This is a genomic window from Streptomyces bungoensis (assembly GCF_001514215.1).
Lineage (GTDB): Bacteria > Actinomycetota > Actinomycetes > Streptomycetales > Streptomycetaceae > Streptomyces > Streptomyces bungoensis.
This window is the reverse complement of the sequence record NZ_KQ948865.1, coordinates 73,707-94,916: the sequence shown is the minus strand read 5'-3', so window position 1 is coordinate 94,916 and position 21,210 is coordinate 73,707. Positions and strand designations below refer to the sequence as shown.

The 21,210-nt window shown below is 73.1% G+C and carries 17 protein-coding genes; 8 read left to right on the top strand and 9 right to left on the bottom strand.

Features of this window, described 5'->3' with window-relative positions; all coding sequences use genetic code 11:
• The first annotated feature begins 2 nt into the window (after positions 1-2).
• The 6 genes from AQJ66_RS25890 to AQJ66_RS25865 all read left to right on the top strand — a co-directional run bounded on the left by AQJ66_RS25890 (position 3) and on the right by AQJ66_RS25865 (position 8,703).
• The gene (locus AQJ66_RS25890) at positions 3-977 is read left to right on the top strand and encodes an SDR family NAD(P)-dependent oxidoreductase (protein ID WP_061926816.1); all 975 of its coding nucleotides are present in this window, start codon (positions 3-5) and stop codon (positions 975-977) included.
• On the top strand, positions 974-2,113 hold the full coding sequence (locus AQJ66_RS25885; RefSeq protein WP_079060430.1) for a DegT/DnrJ/EryC1/StrS family aminotransferase: 1,140 nt from the start codon (positions 974-976) through the stop codon (positions 2,111-2,113). Before AQJ66_RS25890 ends, AQJ66_RS25885 begins: the two co-directional genes overlap by 4 nt.
• The gene (locus AQJ66_RS25880) at positions 2,110-2,799 is read left to right on the top strand and encodes an acetyltransferase (RefSeq protein ID WP_061926814.1); all 690 of its coding nucleotides are present in this window, start codon (positions 2,110-2,112) and stop codon (positions 2,797-2,799) included. The genes AQJ66_RS25885 and AQJ66_RS25880 overlap by 4 nt, the downstream gene beginning before the upstream one ends.
• Positions 2,796-3,914: a DegT/DnrJ/EryC1/StrS family aminotransferase gene (locus AQJ66_RS25875; RefSeq protein ID WP_061926812.1), complete on the top strand. Its 1,119-nt coding sequence runs from the start codon at positions 2,796-2,798 to the stop codon at positions 3,912-3,914. The genes AQJ66_RS25880 and AQJ66_RS25875 overlap by 4 nt, the downstream gene beginning before the upstream one ends.
• 71 nt (positions 3,915-3,985) lie before the next feature.
• Positions 3,986-7,582: a DUF4082 domain-containing protein gene (locus tag AQJ66_RS25870; protein ID WP_061926810.1), complete on the top strand. Its 3,597-nt coding sequence runs from the start codon at positions 3,986-3,988 to the stop codon at positions 7,580-7,582.
• 74 nt (positions 7,583-7,656) lie between these two features.
• Entirely contained in the window at positions 7,657-8,703 is a 1,047-nt protein-coding gene (locus AQJ66_RS25865) for a glycosyltransferase (RefSeq protein ID WP_061926808.1), read from the top strand.
• A 17-nt stretch (positions 8,704-8,720) separates the two neighbouring features.
• Here the strand turns inward: AQJ66_RS25865 and AQJ66_RS25860 are convergent, their stop codons facing one another.
• The gene (locus AQJ66_RS25860) at positions 8,721-9,383 is read right to left on the bottom strand and encodes a hypothetical protein (RefSeq protein WP_061926806.1); all 663 of its coding nucleotides are present in this window, start codon (positions 9,381-9,383) and stop codon (positions 8,721-8,723) included.
• Positions 9,384-9,457: 74 nt separating this feature from the next.
• On the opposite strand from AQJ66_RS25860, the gene AQJ66_RS25855 reads away from it, so the two are divergent.
• Both AQJ66_RS25855 and AQJ66_RS25850 read left to right on the top strand, forming a co-directional pair.
• The gene (locus AQJ66_RS25855) at positions 9,458-11,470 is read left to right on the top strand and encodes an O-antigen ligase family protein (protein ID WP_061926804.1); all 2,013 of its coding nucleotides are present in this window, start codon (positions 9,458-9,460) and stop codon (positions 11,468-11,470) included.
• Positions 11,467-12,381 carry a glycosyltransferase family 2 protein gene (locus tag AQJ66_RS25850; RefSeq protein WP_061926802.1) on the top strand — a complete coding sequence of 305 codons (915 nt, stop codon included), beginning with the start codon at positions 11,467-11,469 and terminating at the stop codon, positions 12,379-12,381. The genes AQJ66_RS25855 and AQJ66_RS25850 overlap by 4 nt, the downstream gene beginning before the upstream one ends.
• A gap of 7 nt (positions 12,382-12,388) precedes the next feature.
• On the opposite strand, the gene AQJ66_RS25845 is transcribed toward AQJ66_RS25850, so the two are convergent.
• The 8 genes from AQJ66_RS25845 to AQJ66_RS25810 are packed head-to-tail and all read right to left on the bottom strand — an operon-like array spanning position 12,389 to position 20,933.
• The gene (locus AQJ66_RS25845; RefSeq protein WP_061926800.1) at positions 12,389-13,180 is read right to left on the bottom strand and encodes a glycosyltransferase family 2 protein; all 792 of its coding nucleotides are present in this window, start codon (positions 13,178-13,180) and stop codon (positions 12,389-12,391) included.
• An 18-nt stretch (positions 13,181-13,198) separates the two neighbouring features.
• Positions 13,199-14,245: a hypothetical protein gene (locus tag AQJ66_RS25840; RefSeq protein WP_061926798.1), complete on the bottom strand. Its 1,047-nt coding sequence runs from the start codon at positions 14,243-14,245 to the stop codon at positions 13,199-13,201.
• Positions 14,242-15,729: an oligosaccharide flippase family protein gene (locus tag AQJ66_RS25835; protein WP_061926796.1), complete on the bottom strand. Its 1,488-nt coding sequence runs from the start codon at positions 15,727-15,729 to the stop codon at positions 14,242-14,244. The genes AQJ66_RS25840 and AQJ66_RS25835 overlap by 4 nt, the downstream gene beginning before the upstream one ends.
• Positions 15,692-16,570 carry a YveK family protein gene (locus tag AQJ66_RS25830; RefSeq protein WP_061926794.1) on the bottom strand — a complete coding sequence of 293 codons (879 nt, stop codon included), beginning with the start codon at positions 16,568-16,570 and terminating at the stop codon, positions 15,692-15,694. Before AQJ66_RS25830 ends, AQJ66_RS25835 begins: the two co-directional genes overlap by 38 nt.
• Positions 16,571-16,621: 51 nt before the next feature.
• Positions 16,622-17,737 (bottom strand): non-hydrolyzing UDP-N-acetylglucosamine 2-epimerase, encoded by a 1,116-nt coding sequence (gene wecB / locus AQJ66_RS25825; protein ID WP_061926792.1) that lies wholly within the window; start codon positions 17,735-17,737, stop codon positions 16,622-16,624.
• 3 nt (positions 17,738-17,740) lie between these two features.
• Positions 17,741-19,000 carry a nucleotide sugar dehydrogenase gene (locus AQJ66_RS25820; protein WP_061926790.1) on the bottom strand — a complete coding sequence of 420 codons (1,260 nt, stop codon included), beginning with the start codon at positions 18,998-19,000 and terminating at the stop codon, positions 17,741-17,743.
• Positions 19,000-19,770 (bottom strand): WecB/TagA/CpsF family glycosyltransferase, encoded by a 771-nt coding sequence (locus tag AQJ66_RS25815; protein WP_061926788.1) that lies wholly within the window; start codon positions 19,768-19,770, stop codon positions 19,000-19,002. The genes AQJ66_RS25820 and AQJ66_RS25815 overlap by 1 nt, the downstream gene beginning before the upstream one ends.
• Positions 19,767-20,933, bottom strand: coding sequence for a hypothetical protein (locus AQJ66_RS25810; RefSeq protein WP_061926786.1), 1,167 nt, complete (start codon positions 20,931-20,933; stop codon positions 19,767-19,769). The genes AQJ66_RS25815 and AQJ66_RS25810 overlap by 4 nt, the downstream gene beginning before the upstream one ends.
• Between the last annotated feature and the right edge of the window lie 277 nt (positions 20,934-21,210).

Sequence of the window (21,210 nt, the reverse complement as noted above, 5' to 3'; positions counted from 1 at the left end):
AGTTGAACAGCGTACGCGGCAAGAAGATCCTGGTCACCGGGGGAGCGGGCACCATCGGCTCCCACCTCGTCGACCTCCTGGCCGAGGGCGGCGCCCGCGAGGTCGTGGTGCTGGACAACCTCGTGCGCGGGCGGCGGGCCAACCTGGCCCGGGCGCTGCCCAGCGGCGTCGTGGAGGTCGTCGAGGGCGACATCCGGGACACCGCCACCGTACGGAAGGTCACCGAGGGCGCCGACCTGGTGTTCCACCTCGCCGCGATCCGCATCACCCAGTGCGCGGAGGAGCCCAGGCTCGCCAACGAGGTGCTGGTCGACGGCACCTTCAACGTCCTGGAGGCGGCCGCCGAGGCCGGCGTCGCCAAGGTGATCGCCTCCTCCTCGGCGTCCGTCTACGGCATGGCCGAGACCTTCCCCACCACCGAGCGCCACCACCCCTACAACAACGACACCTTCTACGGCGCGGCCAAGGCCTTCAACGAGGGCATGCTGCGCAGCTTCCACGCCATGTACGGCCTGGACTACGTGGCGCTGCGCTACTTCAACGTCTACGGCCCCCGCATGGACATCCACGGCCTCTACACCGAGGTGCTCATCCGCTGGATGGAGCGCATCGAGGCGGGCGAGCCGCCCCTCATCCTCGGCGACGGCACCCAGACCATGGACTTCGTCGACGTCCGGGACATCGCCAGGGCCAACGTGCTGGCCGCCGAGTCGGACGTCACCGACGAGGTGTTCAACATCGCCAGCGGCGCGGAGACCTCGCTCAAGGAGCTGGCCCAGGGCCTGCTGGAGGCGATGGGGGCGACGGGCCTGGAGCCGGTGCACGGACCCGCCCGCGCGGTGAACGGGGTCGCCAGACGGCTCGCGGACACCTCGCGGGCCGCCGAGCGGCTCGGGTTCACGGCGGAGATCGACCTGCGCACCGGGCTCAGGGACCTGGTCCAGTGGTGGCGCGCGGAGCGGGAGGCGGCCCAGTGAGCACCGACCGCATCCCGGTGATGACCCCCTGGCTCGGCGAGGAGGAGGCGCGGGCCGCCTCCGACGCGGTGCTGTCCGGCTGGGTCGCCCAGGGGCCCCGGGTCGCCGCCTTCGAGCGGGCCTTCGCCGAGCGGGTGGGGGCCGAGCACGGCATCGCGGTCAGCTCCTGCACCACCGCCCTGCACCTGTCGCTCGTCGCGCTGGGGCTGGGCCCCGGCGACGAGGTCGTGGTGCCCTCGCTGTCGTTCATCGCCACCGCCAACGCCGTGCGCTACGTCGGCGCCGAGCCGGTGTTCGCCGACGTCGACGCGGCGACGGGCAACCTGACCACGGCCACCGTGGACGCCGTCCGCACCCCGCGCACCAGGGCCGTCCTCGCCGTGCACCAGGGCGGCGTCCCGGCCGACGTGGCCGCCCTGCGGGCCGCCTGCGCCGACTGGGACCTGCCCCTGGTGGAGGACGCGGCCTGCGCCATCGGCTCGACCGCCGGCGGCAAACCCGTCGGGCACGGCGCGCTGCTCGCCGCCTGGTCCTTCCACCCCCGCAAGCTGGTCACCACGGGCGAGGGCGGCATGGTCACCACCGACGACGCCGAGTGGGCCGCCCGGCTGCGCCGGCTGCGCGAGCACGGGATGAACGCCTCGGCAGCGGACCGGCACGCGAGCAGCAAGCCCGTCCTGGAGAGCTACCTGGAAGTCGGATTCAACTACCGGATGACCGACGTCCAGGCCGCGATCGGCCTGGTCCAGCTCGGCAAGCTCGACGCGATGATCGCCCGCCGCCGCGAACTGGCGGCCCGGTACGCGGCGGCGCTGCACGACGTCCCCGGCCTCACCCCCGTCCGCGACCCCGCGCACGGGCAGTCCAACTTCCAGTCCTACTGGGTGCTGCTGGACGAGGACTTCCCCGTCGGCCGGGACGACCTGCTCGGCGCGCTCGCCGAGGCCGGCGTCTCCGCCCGGCGCGGCATCATGGCCGCGCACCTCGAACCCGCCTACGCGGACCACCCCCGCGGGCCGCTGCCGGTCACCGAGCGGATCAGCCGCGACTCGCTGATCCTGCCGCTGTTCCACACCATGACCGAGGCCCAGCAGGACCGCGTCGTGGCCGCACTGCGCGAACAGGCCCGCAGATGAACGCACTTGTGATCGTCGGCGCGGGCGGCTTCGCCCGGGAGACCGCGCAGGCCGTACGGGACGCGGGCGGCACCGAGCTGCTCGGGCACCTCGACGACAACCCCGCCCTGCACGGCACCACGGTGGACGGCGTGCCCGTCCTCGGCGGCCGCGACCTGGTCCACGACCTGCCCGGCGCCCGCGTGGTGGTCTGCGTGGGCAACCCCCGCGACTACGCGGCGCGCGCCCGCCTGGTCCGCCGGCTCGGCCTGCCGGCCGACCGCTACGCCACGGTGATCCACCCGGCGGCGGCCGTGTCCTCGACCTGCGAGGTCGGCCCCGGCTCGGTCCTGCTCGCGCACTGCGCCCTGACCGCCGCCGTGCACGTGGGCGCGCACGTCGCGGTGATGCCGCACGTCGTCCTCACCCACGACGACGTGGTCGAGGACTACGCCACGCTCGCGTCCGGCGTCCGCGTGGGCGGCGGCGCGCGGCTGGAGCGCGGAGCCTACGTGGGCTCCGGGGCCCTGGTCAGGGAGGGCACGACGGTCGGCGCCTGGTCGCTGATCGGCATGGGGAGTGCCGTGCTCGGCGACGTCCCGCCGGGCGAGGTCTGGGTGGGGAGCCCGGCCCGGCGGCTGCGCGCGGCGGACGCGCCCGCGCGGGACGAACTCGCGACTCGAACAATGGGGGGACCCGTCACATGAACCAGATACCGCTGGTGGACCTCAAGGCGGCCCACGAGGAGGTCGCCGACGAGGTACGGGCCGGCTTCGAACGGGTCCTCGCCGGCACCGCGTTCGTCGGCGGCGAGGAGGTCCGCCTGTTCGAGCGCGCGTACGCGGACTTCGGCGGCGTCGCTACGTGCGTCGGCGTCGCCAACGGCACCGACGCCGTCGAACTGGCCCTGCGCGCGAGCGGGGTGGGGCCCGGCGACGAGGTCGTGGTGCCCGCCAACACCTTCATCGCGACCGCGGGCGCGGTGGCCCGGATCGGCGCCCGGCCGGTCCTGGCGGACTGCCTGCCCGGCAGCCACCTGCTCGACCCCCGGGCCGCGCTGGACGCGGTCGGCCCGGCCACCCGGGCGGTGGTGCCGGTGCACCTGTACGGGCAGATGGCCGACGTGACCGAGCTCGCCGGGCACCTGCCCGACCGGGTGCGGATCGTCGAGGACGCCGCGCAGTGCCAGGGCGCCACCCGAGACGGACGGTCGCCGGGCAGCGGCGGGATCGCGGCCACCAGCTTCTACCCGGGCAAGAACCTGGGCGCCTACGGCGACGCGGGCGCGGTGCTCACCGACGACGAGGAACGGGCCGCACTGGTGCGCGCGATCGCGAACCACGGCGGCGTCGCCAAGTACCGCCACGACGTACCCGGGTTCAACAGCCGCCTGGACGGGCTGCAGGCCGTCGTCCTGCGGGCGAAACTGGCCCGGCTGGCGGACGGCAACGCCGCCCGCCGGGCGGCCGCGGCCCGCTACGACGCGCTGCTCGCCGACCTGGCCGACGCCGGCCGCGTCGTGCTCCCGGTGACCGCGCCGGGCAACGTCCACGTCTGGCACCTGTACGTCGTCCAGGTCACCGGCGCGGACCGCGACGCCGTCGTCGGCAAGCTCAACGCCGAGGGCATCGGCGCGGGGGTGCACTATCCCGCCCCGGTCCACCTCACTCCGGCCTACCGCCATCTCGGGTACTCCCGGGGCGACTTCCCGCACGCCGAGCAGGCTGCGGACCGCATCCTGTCGCTCCCGCTCTACCCGCAGATCACCCCCGGCCAGCAGCAGCGCGTCGTGGACACCCTCGCCGACGCGCTCCGCGGCTGACCGGCACCCGGCTTCACCGCTCCACCCCGACCGCACGGGTCGGGCCTGCACAGCACCGCTGAGAGGTACACATGAGAAAATGGAGCAGACGGATCCGGGGCGGCCGCCTCGCCGTCGTAGCAGCATTGGTATGGGCGGTGCTCCCGGCGGCCGTGCCCGCCCGGGCGGCATCCGATCCGTGCGGCGCGGGATCGAACCCCGTCGTCTGCGAGAACTCCAAGCCGGGCAGCCCGAAGTCCGACTGGTTCTCGCCCAACGCCTACGGTGACATCAAGGGCTTCACCACCAAGGAGAGCGTCCAGGCCGGCGACACCGTCCAGTTCAAGGTCCAGTCGAAGACCTCGTACCACATCCAGATCTACCGGCTCGGCTGGTACGGCGGCGACGGCGCGCGCGAGATGACGACCGCCGCCCAGGCGGCCGTGACCTACCCGGCCAACTACGCCACCAAGCCCGCCGGCTGCACCACCAAGAGCACCACCGGCCTGGTCGACTGCGGCAACTGGCCCGTGACCGCGACCTGGACGGTGCCCAGCGACGCCGTGTCCGGCCTGTACATCGCCAACCTGACGCAGACCGACGGCGACGGCCTGATGCCGTACCCGTTCGTCGTCCGCAAGGACTCCAGCACCTCCGACGTCGTCGTGCAGACCAGCGACCAGACCTGGCAGGCGTACAACGACTACGGCGGCCAGGACCTGTACGGCGGCGCCGGGCCCGCTCCGGACGGCCGCGCCTACGAGGTCAGCTACAACCGGCCGCTGGACATCGGCGGCGACAACGGCATCTACGGCTCCGAGTACATGATGCTCGCCTGGCTGGAGCGCAACGGCTACGACGTCAGCTACACCTCCGGTGTGGACGTGTCGTCGGCGAACGGCGCCACCCTGCTGAAGAACCACAAGGTGTACCTGTCCTCCGGCCACGACGAGTACTGGAACCAGAGCCAGTACTCCAACGTCCTCGCGGCCCGCAAGGCCGGTGTCCGGGAGGGCTTCTTCAGCGGCAACGAGGTCTTCTGGAAGACGAGGCTCGCCCCGAGCATCGACGGCACGAACACGGCGGACCGCACCCTGGTCTGCTACAAGATGACCAAGATGGCGCAGAACAACGGCATCGCCGACCCCAGCGGCGCCTGGACCGGCACCTGGATGGACCCGACGAGCACCCAGTACGGGCAGGACTACCAGCCGCCGAACGTCCTCACCGGCTCCATGTTCCAGGTGAACGGCTACCGCAGCGACGCCATCACCGTCCCCGGCTCGTACGGCAAGAACCGGATCTGGCGCAACACCTCCGTCGCGAACCTGACGTCCAGTCAGACGGCCATCTTCCCCACCGGCACCCTCGGGTACGAGTGGGACAGCGACCTCGACAACAGCACCCGGCCCGCCGGAGCCATCGACGTGTCGTCCACCACCGTGGACGTCAACGACGGCAAGTACCGCATGGACTGGGGCAACACCTACGGCAACGGCACCGCGACGCACAACCTCGTGGAGTTCCGCGACCAGGACTCCGGGGCCCTGGTGTTCGGCTCGGGAACCGTTCAGTGGTCGTGGGGCCTGACCAACGTCCCGACGTACAACCCCGCCGACACCGTGGTCACCGAGGACGCCCGCATGCAGCAGGCGACCATGAACGTGCTCGCGGACATGGGCGTCCAGCCGCTGACCCGGCAGGGCAACCTCACCGCGGCCACGGCCTCCACCGACACCACCGGCCCTGCCGTCACCGTGACCAGCCCAACCTCCGGGACCACCGTCCCGGCGCTGAAGCCGGTCACGATCAAGGGCACCGCCACCGACTCCGGCGGCGTGGTGGCCCGCGTCGAGGTGTCCACGGACGGCGGCTCGACGTGGAAGGCCGCCACCGGCCTGACGTCCTGGACCTACACCTGGACCCCGACCACCCCGGGTTCCGCGTCGGTCAAGGTCCGCGCGGTCGACGACAGCGTCAACATCGGTGCCACCACCACCGTCCCGGTGACCGTCGGCCCCCAGGCCTGCCCCTGCACCGTCTGGCCGGCCTCCGCCGTGCCCGGCACCGTCAACGGCGGCGACGGCAGCTCGGTCGAGCTCGGCGTCAAGTTCCGCACCACGGTGGCCGGTTCGATCACCGGTGTGCGCTTCTACAAGTCGCCCGTCAACACCGGCACCCACACCGGCAGCCTGTGGAGCGCCTCCGGCACCCGCCTGGCCACCGGCACCTTCACCAACGAGACCGCCTCCGGCTGGCAGCAGCTGAACTTCTCCACCCCGGTGGCCGTCAAGGCCAACACCACCTACGTCGCCTCGTACTTCGCCCCCAACGGCGGATACTCCTACGACGGCGGCTACTTCTCCGGCGGCGACGCGGGCCTCGCCCCGCTCACCGCGCTGAAGTCGGGCACCGACGGCGGCAACGGCGTCTACCACTACGGCTCCACCAGCGCCTTCCCGTCCTCGCAGTCCTCCGGCAGCAACTACTGGGTCGACGTGGTGCTGGACACCTCGACGGCCAGCACCACCCCGCCCACCGTCACCTCCACCTCCCCGACGTCCGGGGCGACCGGCGTGTCCATCACGGCACCGGTGTCGGCCGTCTTCAGCTCGGCCGTCGACGCCGACACCCTGACGTTCACCGTGAAGGACCCGGGCGGCTCCACCGTGCCCGGGACGTGGACGCTGCCCAGCTCCAACAAGGCGACCTTCACCCCGTCGACCGAACTGGAGCTGCACACCGCGTACACCGCCTCCGTCCAGGCGTCCGACCTGTGGGGCAACGCCATGGCGGACCCGGTGACCTGGTCGTTCACGACCAGCTCCACCCCGCCCGCGGTCACCTGCCCCTGCACGCTGTGGCCCTCCTCCACCGTGCCGGCCACCGCCGACATGACCGGTGACACCAACTCCGTGGAGCTGGGCACCCGGTTCACGTCCTCGACGAGCGGCTGGGTCACCGGCGTCACCTTCTACAAGGGCACCGGCAACACCGGCACCCACACCGGCAGCCTGTGGGCGGACGACGGCACCCTGCTCGCCACCGGCACCTTCACCGGCGAGACCGCCTCCGGGTGGCAGCAGCTCACCTTCGCCACCCCGGTCGCCATCACCGCCGACACGCCGTACGTCGTCTCGTACCACGCGCCGAACGGCAACTACGCGGTGGACGGCGGCTACTTCGCGGCGGCCCACCAGTCGTATCCGCTGACCGCCACCGCCGACACCACCACCCACCACAACGGGCTCTACCGGTACGGCACCGACTCCGCCTTCCCGAACGGGTCCTACGGGTCGGCGAACTACTGGGTCGGCCCCGTCTTCACCGCCGACAACCCGAGCGCGATGCTGTCGACCGGCGCCTCGGAGGAGACCGCGGCCTCGGTGACGCACACCGCCGACGCGGGCAGCCCCCTCGTCACGACCCTGCCGGCCGGGACCGGACTGTCGTCGGTCAAGGCGACCGTGACCGTCCTGAGCGGCTCCAGGGCCGCCAGGAAGCTCCACGTCACGGCCGTCACCTCCTACGACCGGGCCACCCACAAGGTGTCCGTCCACCTGTCGGCCCCGCTGCCGGACGGCACCCGGTTCAAGGTCACGGTCACGGCCCGGGACAAGCACCGCCACCCGGTGACGTCCCGCAGCTGGACCCTGACCAGCAAGACCGTCCGCAAGAAGAAGAACTGACCGACCGAACCCACCGGTGGTGGTCCGCGCCCGACCCGGCGCGGGCCGCCACCGGGGATTGGCTTGACGCATCGATGAGCACCGTCAGTGTTGTGATCCCCTGCTACAAGTACGGCCACTTCCTGGCCGACTGCGTCAGCAGCGTCCTGGACGAGCAGGACGGCGTCGACGTCCGGGTGCTCATCATCGACGACGCCTCACCCGACGACTCCGCGGAGATCGCGCACAAGCTGGCCGCCGCGGACCCGCGCATCGAGGTCCGCGTCCACCGGACCAACAAGGGCCACATCGCGACCTACAACGAGGGCCTCCTGGAGTGGGCCGACGGCGACTACGTCGCCCTGCTGTCCGCCGACGACCGGCTGGTCCCGGGCGCACTGGTGCGGGCGGCCGCGCTCCTGGACGCCCACCCCGAGGCGGGCTTCGCCTACGGGCGCCCCCTGCGCTTCCGGCACGGCGGCCCGCTGCCCAAGGCCCGCACCCGGAGCACCGGCTCGGTCGTCTACCCCGGGCGGTGGTGGCTGGAGCGGCGCTTCCGCGAGGGCACCGGCTGCATCACCTCACCGGAGGTCGTCGTCCGCACCAGCCTCCAGCGCACGGTCGGCGGCTACGACCCGGACCTGCCCCACGCCGGCGACATCGAGATGTGGATGCGGCTCGCCGCACACGCCGACGTCGGCTACGTACGCGGCGCCGACCAGGCGTTCTACCGCGTGCACGGCACCAACATGTCCACCACCGACTTCGGCGGCCAGCTCGACGACCTGCGCCAGCGCCTGGCGGCCTTCGACTCGGTGCTCGCCAAGTGCGCCGACCGGCTGCCCGACGCCGACCGCCTCGCCGGCCAGGTCCACACCCGGCTCGCCCGCTACGCGCTGCGCCGGGCCTACCGGGCCTACGACCGGGGCCGCACCGGCGTCGTCCCCGTCGACGACTGCGTCGCCTTCGCCGCGCAGTGCCTGCCCGGCTACGAGGCGCTGCCCGAGTACCGCGCGCTGCGGCTGCGCCGGCGGATCGGCCCGAAGGCCATGCCCTACCTGCAGCCGCTGATCTGGTCGGCCGTGGCCGAGCGCGGGCGGGAGCGGCTGTGGTGGGAGTCCTGGAAGCGCCGGGGCATCTGATGACCGAACGGTTCGGCTCAGTCCGTCACGGGCACCGGGCCGGCGAGCCGGCGGCGGCCCGGACGGACGTTCCGGCGGTTCATCGCGTACCGGTCCAGCCACAACGCGCCGAGCACGCCGCCGGCCGCGCCCAGCAGGGCCGTGCCCGCCAGGCCGCGGCTCCTGTCGCCCTGCACCTCGGCGGCGCTCGGGGAGGTCAGGACGGAGGCGGTGATCCGCCCGTACGCGGGGACCTTCTGCGCCGTCTGGAGCGCGTCGACGTGCCGGGTGTACACGTCGATGATCCGGCGGACCGCCGTCACGGCCGCGTCCGCGCCGGACGCCTGCGACTGGACCTGCAGCGAGGGGATCAGATAGCGGGGCGTGGCGCTGGTGCCGCTGTTGCGGGGGACGAGGTGGTAGGTCCCCCGCACGCCCGCCGCCCGCAGCTCCGCGGCACCCGCCGGGGACTGCAGCTGCTGCACCACCCCGTAGGACACCACGGCGAGCGGCGGCTGCAGGTTGGTGAGCTGGTTGGGCTGGTTCTGCGTCACCGGCGGCTTGAGCACGACCACCGCGGAGCCGACGTACTGGGGGGCGGGGCGCACCACGCGGTACGCGCCGGCGAGCGTCAGCAGCAGCGCGACCGCCACGACGTACCAGCGGCGCAGCAGCGCGTCGGCGACGTTCCCGGGCGACATGTGAGTTCCTTCCGTCGCTCCCGATACTGGCAGGACGCGTGGCGGGACGCCACCGAACAGAGGGGGTACGGTTCGTGAGCCTCGGTGAGATCTGGGCCATTCTGCGCAGGCGCTGGTACTTCATGGTGCCCTTCACCGTGCTCAGCCTGCTCGGCGGCGGCTACCTGTACGCGACCGTCCCGGTCTCGTACCAGTCGCAGAGCTCGGTCGCCCTGCTGGACTCCTCGGCCGTCGCCCGGCTGGCCCCCACCTTCGGCAACCCCATCTCGAACGCGGGCGGTTCGCTCATCGTCACGGCCGACGTACTGATCAGGACCCTCGAATCCAGCGACGCCGCCAAGGAGTTGCGCGGCCGGGGCGTCACCGACCCGTACACGGCCGGCTTCGCGCCCGCGAGCGACAGCCCGCTGCTGGTGCTGAGCGTCACCGGCACCGACCGGGCGAAGGTGCTGCGGGAGACCAACACCCTGACCACGTTCGCCGGGGAACAGCTCAGCGCCCTGCAGGCGGCCGCGAAGGTCCCGCCCGCCTACTTCGTGCAGACGGCGCCCGTCGTCCTGCCGCAGACCCCGGTCGCCAAGTCGAAGAACCGCTACCAGGACATCGCGGCCGTCGTCATCCTGGGCGTCGTCAGCGCGTTCCTGCTGTCGATCCTGATGGAGGGCGTCGCGGTCGTCCGCCGCCGGCACCGCGCCGCCCACCCGCGCGAGCCCCGGGTTCCGGACCGGGTCCGGGCGGGCCCGCTGGGCCGGCGGGTCGACGCCACCGCGATCCTGACCGTCTACCTGGTGCTGGCCTTCTTCATCCCCTCCAACCTCGCCCTGCCCGCGCTCGGCGGCGTCGGCACCCCGGCCAACGTGTTCGCCCTGCTGGGGCTGTTGTGGTACCTGGCGACCTGGCTCGGCGGCCGCATCCTCCCCGCGCCGGGCACTCGGCTCGCCCGGGTCGCGATGTGCGTGCTCGGGCTCGCGGTCCTCGCGGCCTACGTCGCCGACGCGATGCGCGAGAGCTCCCACGAGGAGGTCCTCGGGGCCGACCGCGGCCTCATCGGGTTCCTGGTGTGGGTGTCGCTGATCGTGCTCACCTCGGCGGGGGTGCAGGAGCGCGGCCGGCTGGACGTGCTGATGCGCCGCATGGTGGTCATGGGGTCCGTCGTGGCCGCGATCGGCTTCTACGACTTCTTCGCGGCCACCAACATCGCCGACTCCGTCCACATCCCCGGCCTGCAGACCAGCGTGGCCCAGGTGACCACCATGGACCGCGGCTCCTTCACCCGGCCCCGGGCCACCACCGCCCAGCCGCTGGAGTTCGCCGGCATGCTGGCCATCCTGCTGCCCTTCGCCGTGCAGCAGGCCTTCGACCCGGTACGCCGCCACCTGCACCCACTGCGCCGCTGGGCCCCCGTGGTCCTCATCGCCGGCGCGCTGCCGCTGTCGGTGTCGCGGACCTCGATCATCGGCCTGCTGCTGGTGGCCCTGGTGATGGTGCCGCGCTGGAAGCCGGCCCGGCGCTGGGCCGCGATCGGCGTGATGACGGCCTCCGTCGCCGTCTTCAAGGTGCTCATCCCCGGCCTGATCGGCACGATCACCGGCCTGTTCGCGTCGTTCCTGTCCAACTCCGACAGCAGCACGCAGGCCCGCACGGTCAAGTACAGCGCGATCGTGCCCTATCTGAAGGAACACCCGCTGTTCGGGCGGGGCTTCGGCACCTTCACCCCCGACCTGTACTTCTTCACCGACAACCAGTACATGCTGACCCTGGCCGAGATGGGCGTGCTCGGACTCGTCGCCCTGCTCACCCTGTTCGTCACCGGCATCCACCAGGGCGGCGCCGTCCGCCGGCTGGCCCGCACCGAGGCCGACCGCGAGCTGGGGCAGGCGTTCTTCGCCGCCTCGCTGGTCGCCCTGGTCATCAGCGCCACGTTCGACTCGCTCAGCTTCCCGATGTTCGCCGGCCTGTTCTTCCTGCTGCTGGGGGCCGGGGCCAGCTGCCTGGGCTTCCTGCGGCGCGACGCGGCGGCCGCCGCCGTACCGGGCCCCCGCACCTCCCCGCCAGCCCAGCCCGCCGACCTCGTGGAGTCCCGATGAGTCCCGTCGCCGTCATCGTCGTCACCTGGAACAGCGCCTCGGTGCTCCCCGGGTTCCTCGCCGCGCTCCCGGAGGGCATGGCGGGCCTCGACTGGCGTCTCGTCGTCGCCGACAACGACTCCGCCGACGACACCGTCGAGGTGCTCCGGTCGCTGGCCCCCGACGCCACCGTCGTCCAGACCGGCCGCAACGCCGGGTACGCCGCCGGGGTCAACGCGGCGCTGCGGGCCGCCGGGGAGTGGGACGGCGGACACGGTCCCGTCCTGGTCTGCAACCCCGACATCCGGATGCGGCAGGGCTGCGCCAAGCGCCTCGTCGACCGGCTCGGCGACGGCGTGGGCATCGCCGTCCCCCTGCTGTACGAGGAGGGCCGGGAGGAGACGCCCCTGCACTCGCTGCGCCGCGAGTCGAGCGTGTCCCGGGCCCTCGGCGAGGCCCTCATCGGCAACCGCCGGGCCGGGCGCTTCCCACCCTTGAGCGAACTCGTCACCGATCCCGCCGCGTACCGCCGGCCCACGCGCGCGGACTGGGCCACCGGCGCGCTCATGGCCCTGTCGGCCGACTGCGTGGCCGCCTGCGGCCCGTGGGACGAGTCCTTCTTCCTCTACTCCGAGGAGACCGAGTACTGCCTGCGGGCGCGCGACCGGGGCTACGTCACGCGACTCGAGCCGACGGCCGAGGCCGTCCACCTCGGGGGCGACTCCCGGGTCTCGCCCCGGCTGTGGACCCTGCTCACCCTGAACCGCGTACGGCTGTACCGGCGGCGCCACGGGGCGCCGGCCACGGCGTGCTTCCGGGGGGCCGTGTTCCTGCGCGAGGCGTCGCGGGCCGCCCTCGGCAGGGAGGCCAGCCGGGCGGCGGCGGGCGCCCTGCTCAGGCCGGGCGCGCTGCGCGCCGTGCCGGGGCCGTGACGCCCGCTCAGCCGGACCAGGTCGTGTAGAAGCTCCCGGGGTTCACCAGGTACCGCACGGTCGCGTGCGGCACGTGGCGCACGGTGTGGCGCCGGCTGTAGCGGTGGACGAGCTCCCAGTCCTCGCGCGGGAGCACCTCGGGGGTGCGCCGCAGCCGGCTGAAGTGCAGCGCGCGGGTGCGCCGGGCGACGAACGCGTTGGTGTCCAGGAAGGACTCGTGCGCGGCCCGGCGCCGGTCGAACGGCACGGACAGGACGTCCCGTTCGGTGCCGTCCGGCAGCAGGCGGCGCAGTGCCGTGTACACGCCGTCGGGTCCCGCGGGCGCCCGCAGGGCCGCCAGCGCCCGTTCCAGGTGGTCGGGTTCCCACAGGTTGTCGTCGTCCAGGAACGCCACGTACCGCGAGCGGCTGAGGCGGATGCCCACGTTGCGCACGACCCCGGCCACACCGGTGTTGCGGCCCAGCGAGACGGCGAACAGCCGCGGGTCGTCGGGGAGTTCCGGAAGTCCCGCGCCGTCGTCGACGACCACGACGACCTGGTCGCGCACGGTCTGGTCCAGGGCCGAGCGCACGGCCGCCCGCAGCTCGTCGGGGCGGCGGTGGGTGGCGATCACCGTGGCCACGAGCGCGGTGGGCAGCGCGTCGGCGGTGGCCGCGAGGCGGCGGACCTCGGCGTTCTCGAAGCGGCGCAGCACGAGGGCGGAGGGGGCGAGCAGGACCTTGTTGCGCAGCTCGAAGAGGACGAGCCAGCCGAAGGCGCGCTTGAGGAGCTCCCAGGGGGCGCGGGCGATACGTCGCATGACTGCTGGACCTCTTCCTCAGCCGGCCGGCGCGGGGGTCACCGGGGTGCCGTCGGAGAACCGGTTGCCGCGCCAGACGTTGCCGGCACCCCCGGCGTTCCAGGCGGTGACGGCGCCGTAGCGGCCGGAGTTGCGGTGGTAGCGGGTGGAGAAGACGTTGTCCGTGACCGTGATCCCGGTGGCGCCCTCGCCGCCGCCGTACAGGGCGTACGCGCCGCCGGCCAGCAGGTTGCCGTCGACGACGGTGCGCGAGACGGAGCCGGTGTCGGCGAACAGGCCGACGCTCGCGGACGCCCCCTGGTCGACGGGCACGGGGTTGAGCAGGGTGTTGTGCCGGATGACCAGCTCGCCCTTGCCGCCGCCGCCGCTGATCACCGCGTCGGTGTGCTGCCACTCCCCGCCGGCGTTGCGGAAGGGGACGAGGTCGTGGACGTAGTTGTCGTGGAGGTCGCCCTGCCCCATGGACAGGGCGTTGCCGAACACGGAGACGTCGCACCAGCCGACCTCGATGGAGCTGGTGCCCATGTTGGACACGGCGTAGTCCACGCCGCCGTTGTCGGGGCCCTTGCCGGGGACCGCGGTGATCGTGGTGTGCAGGATCCGCAGCCCGCGGTGGCCGGGGCGTAAGTTGACCCCCCACCAGTTGGTGGAGGTGATCCGGGAGTCGACGACGGTCACGTCGTCGGCGTAGACGTCGAGCGAGCCGGTGATGTCCCAGCCCCGGATGACCATCCCGTTCTTGCGCACGCTGATGTTCCCGGTGGCGTGCGGGGTGAGCCGGGTGCGCGGGCCGGTGGTGCGGGCGTTCGGGAAATCGGCCTCCCTGGGGGCCGCGGGGGTGGCGCGGGCCGAGTCGGGGGCGCGGGGGGCGGGTGTGGCGGGAGGAGAGGCCGGGCTGCCGGGCGGTGGGGCGGGGGTGCCGGCCCCGGCGGTGGCCGTGGCCGGGCTCGGCGCGGGGGCATGGGCGCGGGGGGTGCCGGTCGCCGGGGACGGGCCGGCGCCCGCGGCGCAGCCGGCCGACAGCAGCAGCGCCAGGCCGGCCACCAGGCCGCGGAGCCTCGTCACGCGGCCTCCACGGTCCGGGAGCCGAGCAGGAAGGGCCGGCTGGGCAGGACGCACACCACGTAAGCGGCGAGCGCGACGGTGCCGATGCCGGACAGGGCGAGGGTGCCCTCGCCCACGAGCCGCTTCGCTCCGAGGACCACCAGGGCCATCACCGCGCCCCCGAGGAAGGGCCAGGCGCAGGCCCGGGCGACGTGGGCGAGGCCGATCCCGGCCCGGCCGAGCGCGTAGAGGAACGCGGGCACGACCAGGACGGCCGCCACCAGGACGTGCCCCTGCGAGACGCCGACGATGCCCCCGAGGCGGGCGCCGACGACGAGCACGGGGAGCAGGGCGGCCACCCACAGCCCCTGGACCAGGACGAGGGAGCGGCGCTGCCCGGTGGCGACGAGGCAGTCGTAGGCCAGTTCGCAGCCGATGCGGACCAGGCCGAGCGCCATCAGCCAGGGCAGGGCGGCCGCGGCCGGCAGCCACTTGCTCCCGTACACCAGGTGGACGACCGGCCCGGCGAGGCCGCCGAGCAGCACGCACAGCGGCACCGTGCCGGTGACCAGCACCCCCAGGGCGCGACTGAAACCCGAGGCGAGGGCCTGCGGGGAGTCCGCCAGGCGGGAGAAGCCGGCGAAGGAGACGCGCCGGGCCGCCTCGGAGATGATCCGCACCGGCCAGCCGGACATGTTGAACGCCAGGACGTAGAACCCGAGGGAGACCCCGCCGAGGGTGGAGCCGACGACCATGGTGTCCACGTTGACCACGGCCAGGGCGAGCAGGCTCGCACCGGCCAGCGGCAGCCCGAACCGCAGCAGCGCGCGGGCCTGCCGGGGGTCCCAGCCGAACCGGAGGGTGCCGGGGGCGGCCAGGGCGCAGCCGGCGAGGGCGGCGAGGTTGCCCGCGACCGCGCCCCAGGCGAAGCTCATCGCACCCCAGCCGGCGAAGGCCAGCACCAGGGTCACCGCCGTGCTGAGGACGAAGTTGAGCGCGTCGATGACCATGCGCCGGCCCTGGGCGAACTCCCGGGTGAGGAAGCCGGCGGGCACCTGGGCCACCCCGTCGATCACCAGGCACAGGCACATCACCCGCAGCACGCCCGCGGCGTGGGGCGAGTCGAGCAGGCCGGCCACCGTCGGCGCCGCGGCGAAGAGGGCGGCGTAGAGCAGGGCGCTGGAGGCGGCGCCCAGCGTCAGCACGGTCGGCGCGAACCGGCGCGGGTCGCCGTCCCAGCGGACGATGGCGAGGCCCACGCCCAGCTCGTTGGCGGAGAGCAGCACCAGCAGCACCGTCTGGGCGATGCCGTAGACACCCCACTCGGCCGGTCCGAGGGCCAGGCGCGCCAGCAGGATGCCGGTGGCGAAGTTGCCGAGGCGCATGACCACGGTGTTGATCAGGCTCCAGCGGGCCGCGGAACGGACCTTGCGGCCGAAGGCGGCGGGAGCGGGGGTGTCGCTCGGCTCAGCGGTCCCGCTGTCCGGTGTGCGAACGCTGTCCATGAGTCGACTCCTCGTCGAGCGGCTCGGTGGCGGGGGCCACGGCCATGGCGGGCCGCCCGGCCCTCGGCTCCGCGGCGCGCCTGTTCTCGGCGGTCCGCGACCAGCTCGGCGGCGGCCGCAGGGCCATCGTCTGTTCCGCGACCGGCTCCCCGGCCGGGGTCCCGGCCGGTTCCCCGGTCCCGGGCTCGGGGACGGTGAGCGGCGGTGCGGTCTCCGCCGGGGACGCCTGGGTCGCCAGGGTGCGCGGGCGGCGGCGCGCCTCCACGTAGAAGACGGCGACCAGGCTCACGACCAGGCCGAGCACCCCGGCCATGACCAGGTACTCCAGCCGGGTCTTGGTCTGCGCCACCGGGTTCTGCGGGGGCACGATCGTCGTCATCCGGATCATGGCCTTCGGGGCGACCGACTGCTGCTTCTGGAACTGGTCCAGCCGCTCCTTGGCGTAGGCGGTCAGGACGCGGTCCGAGGCGAGGACGGCGGCCTTGTCCGTGCCGGTGACGGTGAGCCACATCAGCGGCCCCTGGGCGTTGTCGGCGAGCTTGGCCTCGAACGTGCCGGTGGCACCACGGGACTTCAGCTCCCGCAGCGAGACGTCGGAGTTGAGGTTGCGGGCCAGGCTGTCGGCCATGCCGGTGAGCGAGGTCTGGGTGCTGAGGAAGGGGTTGCCGTCGTAGGCGACGGTCGCCTTCTGGGAGTTGAGGAGGACCACCGTGCTCTGCGACTGGTAGGTGACCGGCACCATGAGGGCCGCGGCGACCGTCAGGGCGGCGGTCAGCAGCAGTCCGGGCAGCAGGACGTACCAGCGCCTGCGCATGACCCGGAAGATCTCAGCGAGATCCATGGTGGTTCCCCCTCGCGCCCCGACGTTCGACGAGCATAAGTTGCAAGCGGATCATATGGTGAACGTTCGGGCCGTGGGTCTCGGGTGCGTGCTCGCCGTCCCTCCTCCCAGCAGCACGTCGGCGATGCGCTCGCTCGCGCGGCCGTCCCACAGGGCCGGCCGGCGCGGCGCGGGCGGCGCGTCCAGCACCCGGTGCACGGTGGCCACGATCCGCTCGGGGTCCCGGCCGGCCAGCACGTTCGTGCCCTCCTCGACGGTGATGGGCCGCTCGGTGTTGTCCCGCAGGGTCACGCACGGCACGCCCAGCGCGGTGGTCTCCTCCTGCACGCCGCCGGAGTCGGTCAGCACGACGCGGGCGGAGTCCTGCAGCGCGATGAAGTCCAGGTACCCCGCGGGCTCCACGAGCCGGACACCCCCGGGGACGCCGATGTCGGCCAGCCGTCCGGCCGCGCGCGGGTGCACGGGCAGGACGAGCGGGCAGCGGCCGGCGATCTCGCCCAGGGCCTTCAGCAGCCCGGCGAGGACCCCGGGGTCGTCCACGTTGGCCGGGCGGTGCAGGGTGACCAGGCCGTACCCGCCGCGGGACAGGCCGTACCGGCCGAGCACGTCCGAGGCGCGGGCCCGCTCCAGGTTGGCCAGCAGGGTGTCGATCATGACGTTGCCGACGAGGTGGATCTGGTCGTCCCGGTACCCCTCCGCGCGCAGGTTCTCCGCGGCGTCGGGGGAGGGCGCCAGCAGGTAGTCGCTGACGCGGTCGGTGGCGACGCGGTTGACCTCCTCGGGCATGCTCCAGTCCCGGCTGCGCAGCCCGGCCTCGACATGGGCCAGCAGCGGCCCGGCCTTGGCGGTGACCAGTGCGCAGGCCAGCGTGGAGTTGATGTCGCCGACCACGACGACGAGGTCCGGCGACAGCTCGGCGACGAGCGGCTCGAACGCGGTCATCACGCGCCCGGTCTGCTCGGCGTGGCTGCCGGAACCGACCCCGAGGAAGCGGTCGGGCGGCCGGATGCCGAGGTCGGCGAAGAACACGTCGTTCATGGCCGGGTCGTAGTGCTGACCGGTGTGGACGAGGACCACCTCGGCACCCCGGCGCTCCAGGGCGTCCATCACCGGTTTGATCTTCATGTAGTTGGGGCGCGCCCCGGCGACGCAGACGATGCGCGGCATGGTTCAGAGCACCTCGATCGTGGGTCCGGACGGCAGCCGGCGGCGGCAGTCGAGGACGAACGGGGCGTGCTCGGCGACCAGTTCGTAGTCGAAGCCGTCGTGGTCGGTGAGCAGGACCGTCACATCGGCGGCCGCCAGCTCCTCGGGCGTCGGGTCGACCCGCACCAGCCGGGTGTCCACCGGCAGGCTCTCGACGACGTGCGGGTCCGCCGCCCGGACCTGGGCGCCCATGTCCAGCAGCAGCTGGGAGATGCGCAGGGCCGGCGACTCGCGGGCGTCACCGGTGTTCTTCTTGTACGCCAGACCGAGCAGCAGGACGCGGGAGCCGTTCACGGACCGGCGTCTTTGGTTGAACAGGTCCGCGATGCGGCGCGTCACGTACTCCGGCATGTGGTTGTTGATGTCGTTGGCGAGCTCCACGAAGCGGAAGCTCTGCCCGAGTTCGCGCTGCACCCGCCACGACAGGTACGAGGGGTCGATCGGCAGGCAGTGGCCGCCGACGCCGGGCCCGGGCGTGAACCTCATGAAGCCGAACGGCTTCGTGGAGGCGGCGTCGATGGCCTGCCAGACGTCGATGTCCAGATGGTGGGCGAACATCGCGATCTCGTTGACCAGCGCGATGTTCACGTGCCGGAAGGTGTTCTCCAGCAGCTTGGCGAGTTCGGCCTCCTTGGGCGAGCCCACCGGCACGGTCGTGTCGACGAGCTGCGCGTAGAAGTCCCGAACGGCCTTCAGGGAGGCCTCGTTGACGCCGGAGACGACCTTCGGGGTCTGCTGGAAGCCCCAGACGGTGTTGCCGGGGTCGATCCGCTCCGGGCTGTAGCCGAGGTGGAAGTCGGTGCCCGCCGTCAGACCCGAACCGTCCTCCAGGATCGGCGCGAACAGCTCCTGCGTGGTGCCGGGATAGGTGGTCGACTCCAGGACGACGGTGGCGCCCGGGCGCAGGTAGCGGGCGAGGGTGACCGCCGACTCCTTGATGTACCGCAGGTCGGGGGTGCCCTCGTGCAGCGGGGTGGGCACGGTCACGACGGCGACGTCGAAACCGCCGCAGTCGCGGGCCGACTCGCTCGGGCGGTAGGTGCCGGCGTCCAGTGCCGCCCGGATCCGCTCGGCGGAGACGTCCTCGACGAAGGACTCGCCGGCGGCCAGGCTCTTGATCCGCCGCGAGTCGACGTCGTAGCCGATCACCTCGTGTCCGACCTCGGCGGCGCGGATGGCCAGTGGCAGGCCGACGTATCCCTGTCCGACCACGACGACGCGCATCAGTGACTCCTGTTCGCGGGAGCGGGCGACGGGGTGAGCCGGATGAACTCGCGCGCCGTCATGAGGACGAAGGCAGCGTTGGTGGTGAGGTAGCGCCGGCCCAGGCGGCGCGGTTCCTGCAGGGCGCGGTAGAGCCACTCGAGTCCCCGTCGCTGCCAGGACTCGGGGGCCCGCCGGGTGACCCCGGCCAGGATGTCGAAGGAGCCGCCGACCCCGTGCACGACGCGGGCACCGGTGCGCGCGCCGTAGGCGGCGGTGAAGATCTCCTTCTTCGGCGAGGTCATGCCGAGGAACAGCATCTGGGCGCCGCTGCGGGCGATGGCCCCGGCCACGGCCTCCTGCTCGGAGTCGTCGAAGTAGCCGTTGCGGCTGCCGGCCACCTTCAGACCGGGGAAGCGGCCGGCCACCCGGCGCAGCATCTCCTCCAGCACCTCCTGCTTCGCGCCGAGGAAGTACACGGGGATCCCCGCCGACTCGGCCTCGGCCAGCAAGCGCAGGAACAGATCGATCCCGGCGACCCGTTCGGGCAGCGGGGCGCGCAGGATCCGGCCGGCCCAGACCACGGCCTGTCCGTCGGCGAGGACGAGGTCGCAGCCGGCCACGGCCCGGGCCAGCCGCGGGTCGCGCCGCATGTTCACCAGCTTCGCGGCGTTGACCACGCCGATCTCCAGCTGTCTGCCGTCCCGCACCGCCCCGAGGCAGCGCTCCACGGTCTCGTCCATGGTCAGCGGGTCCAGCTCCACCCCGAACAGGGACTGACGCCCACTCATATCCGGCCCCCCTCCCAGGCGTAGAGCATCCAGCCGAACTCGTACGGCCGGCATTCGCGGTCCACGGAGACGGGGCGGTACACCCGGTCCAGGGGCGTCAGCCGGAGCTTCGGGGAGACCCGGACCCCGAGTCCGCGGGCGGCGCGCACGGCCTTGCGGGGATCGCCCCGGTGGACCTTGCGCCAGGTGACGCCGAGCTCGTCGAGGATCATCGGCTCCCGCCGCTCCGGGCGGGCCGCCAGTTCCGGCACGTCCGTCATCCAGCCGAGGCCCTTGCGGATCGCCGCGCCGAAGTCGGTGCCGCCGGCGTCGGCGAGGTCGAACAGGGCGGTCGGCGCCATCGCGTGCTGGTGGACGCTGTACACCGGGTAGCCCTCCACGACACCGCCGGTGCGCGCGTCGTAGTGCCACCACCACTGCCCGCCGTCGCCCTGCAGCGCGCAGATGCGCGCCGCGCACGCCTCGGCCGCGGCCAGCGCCTCCGGGTCGCCGTCGCCGCTGGCGTGGGCCCGGGCCAGCGCCTGGAGCGGGTACGTCTGGTCGGCGAAGCAGCTCACGTGCGCCCGGTACCAGGGCAGCAGGCCGGGCCCGGTGGCGTGCGGGAACAGCGGGCTGTCCCCGAGCCGGGCCCGCAGCAGACGGTCACGGGCCGCGGAGAAGCGCCGCTCCACGTCGACCGTGCCCCGCGCCGCCGCGAGCGCGGACAGCACCCACGCGGCCTCGACGGTGTACTGCGGCCGATGCTCCTCGTCCAGGGCGTCGACCCGGGCGAGGGCGTCGGACAGCTTGGGGTGCCCGGTCTCCGCGGCGGCCCAGGCGATGAGCGCCGCGTCACCGAGGTTGGTCACCGCGGGCAGGGACTCGACCAGCAGCCCGGTGAACTCCTCGGCGGTGCGCCCCGCGAGCACCGCGCGCTGGCGGTCCTCGGGCAGGAACCGGACGCCCAGCGCGGTGATGGCCGCGTACCGGGTGCTGGTCCCGCGCCGTTCCAGGCTCCAGGAGCCGTCGGGAGCCCGCCGCCCGGCCATGGTGAAGGCGAACGCCTCACCGCCGGGGAGCAGCATCCGGGGAAGGCCCGACTCGGCCACCGCGAGGAGCCGCCCGGCGAGCGCGAGCAGCGACGGCTCCTCACGGCCGAGAGCCGTCAGACGTGTGATGGTCATCGTGTGGGCACACCAACCCCCCATTGGGTCCTCGAAAACGCGGACGTGTGATCGCCGCGGCTCGGACGGCCACGCGGCGCGAAGCGGACATCAGGCGTCGGAGCGGTGCTCGCCCCTCGCAACAGGCATGGGTGTCCCCACCCGGTAACCCCCCCTGGGCACTGCCGGTTCGTGTGCCGGCCGTGCTCGGCCTGCACACTTCGCACACATGTTATGCCTGCAGATGTTCGAGGATTGGTGTTTTGCGGGAATCAAGGAACCGGGGTTCGGCGGCCGC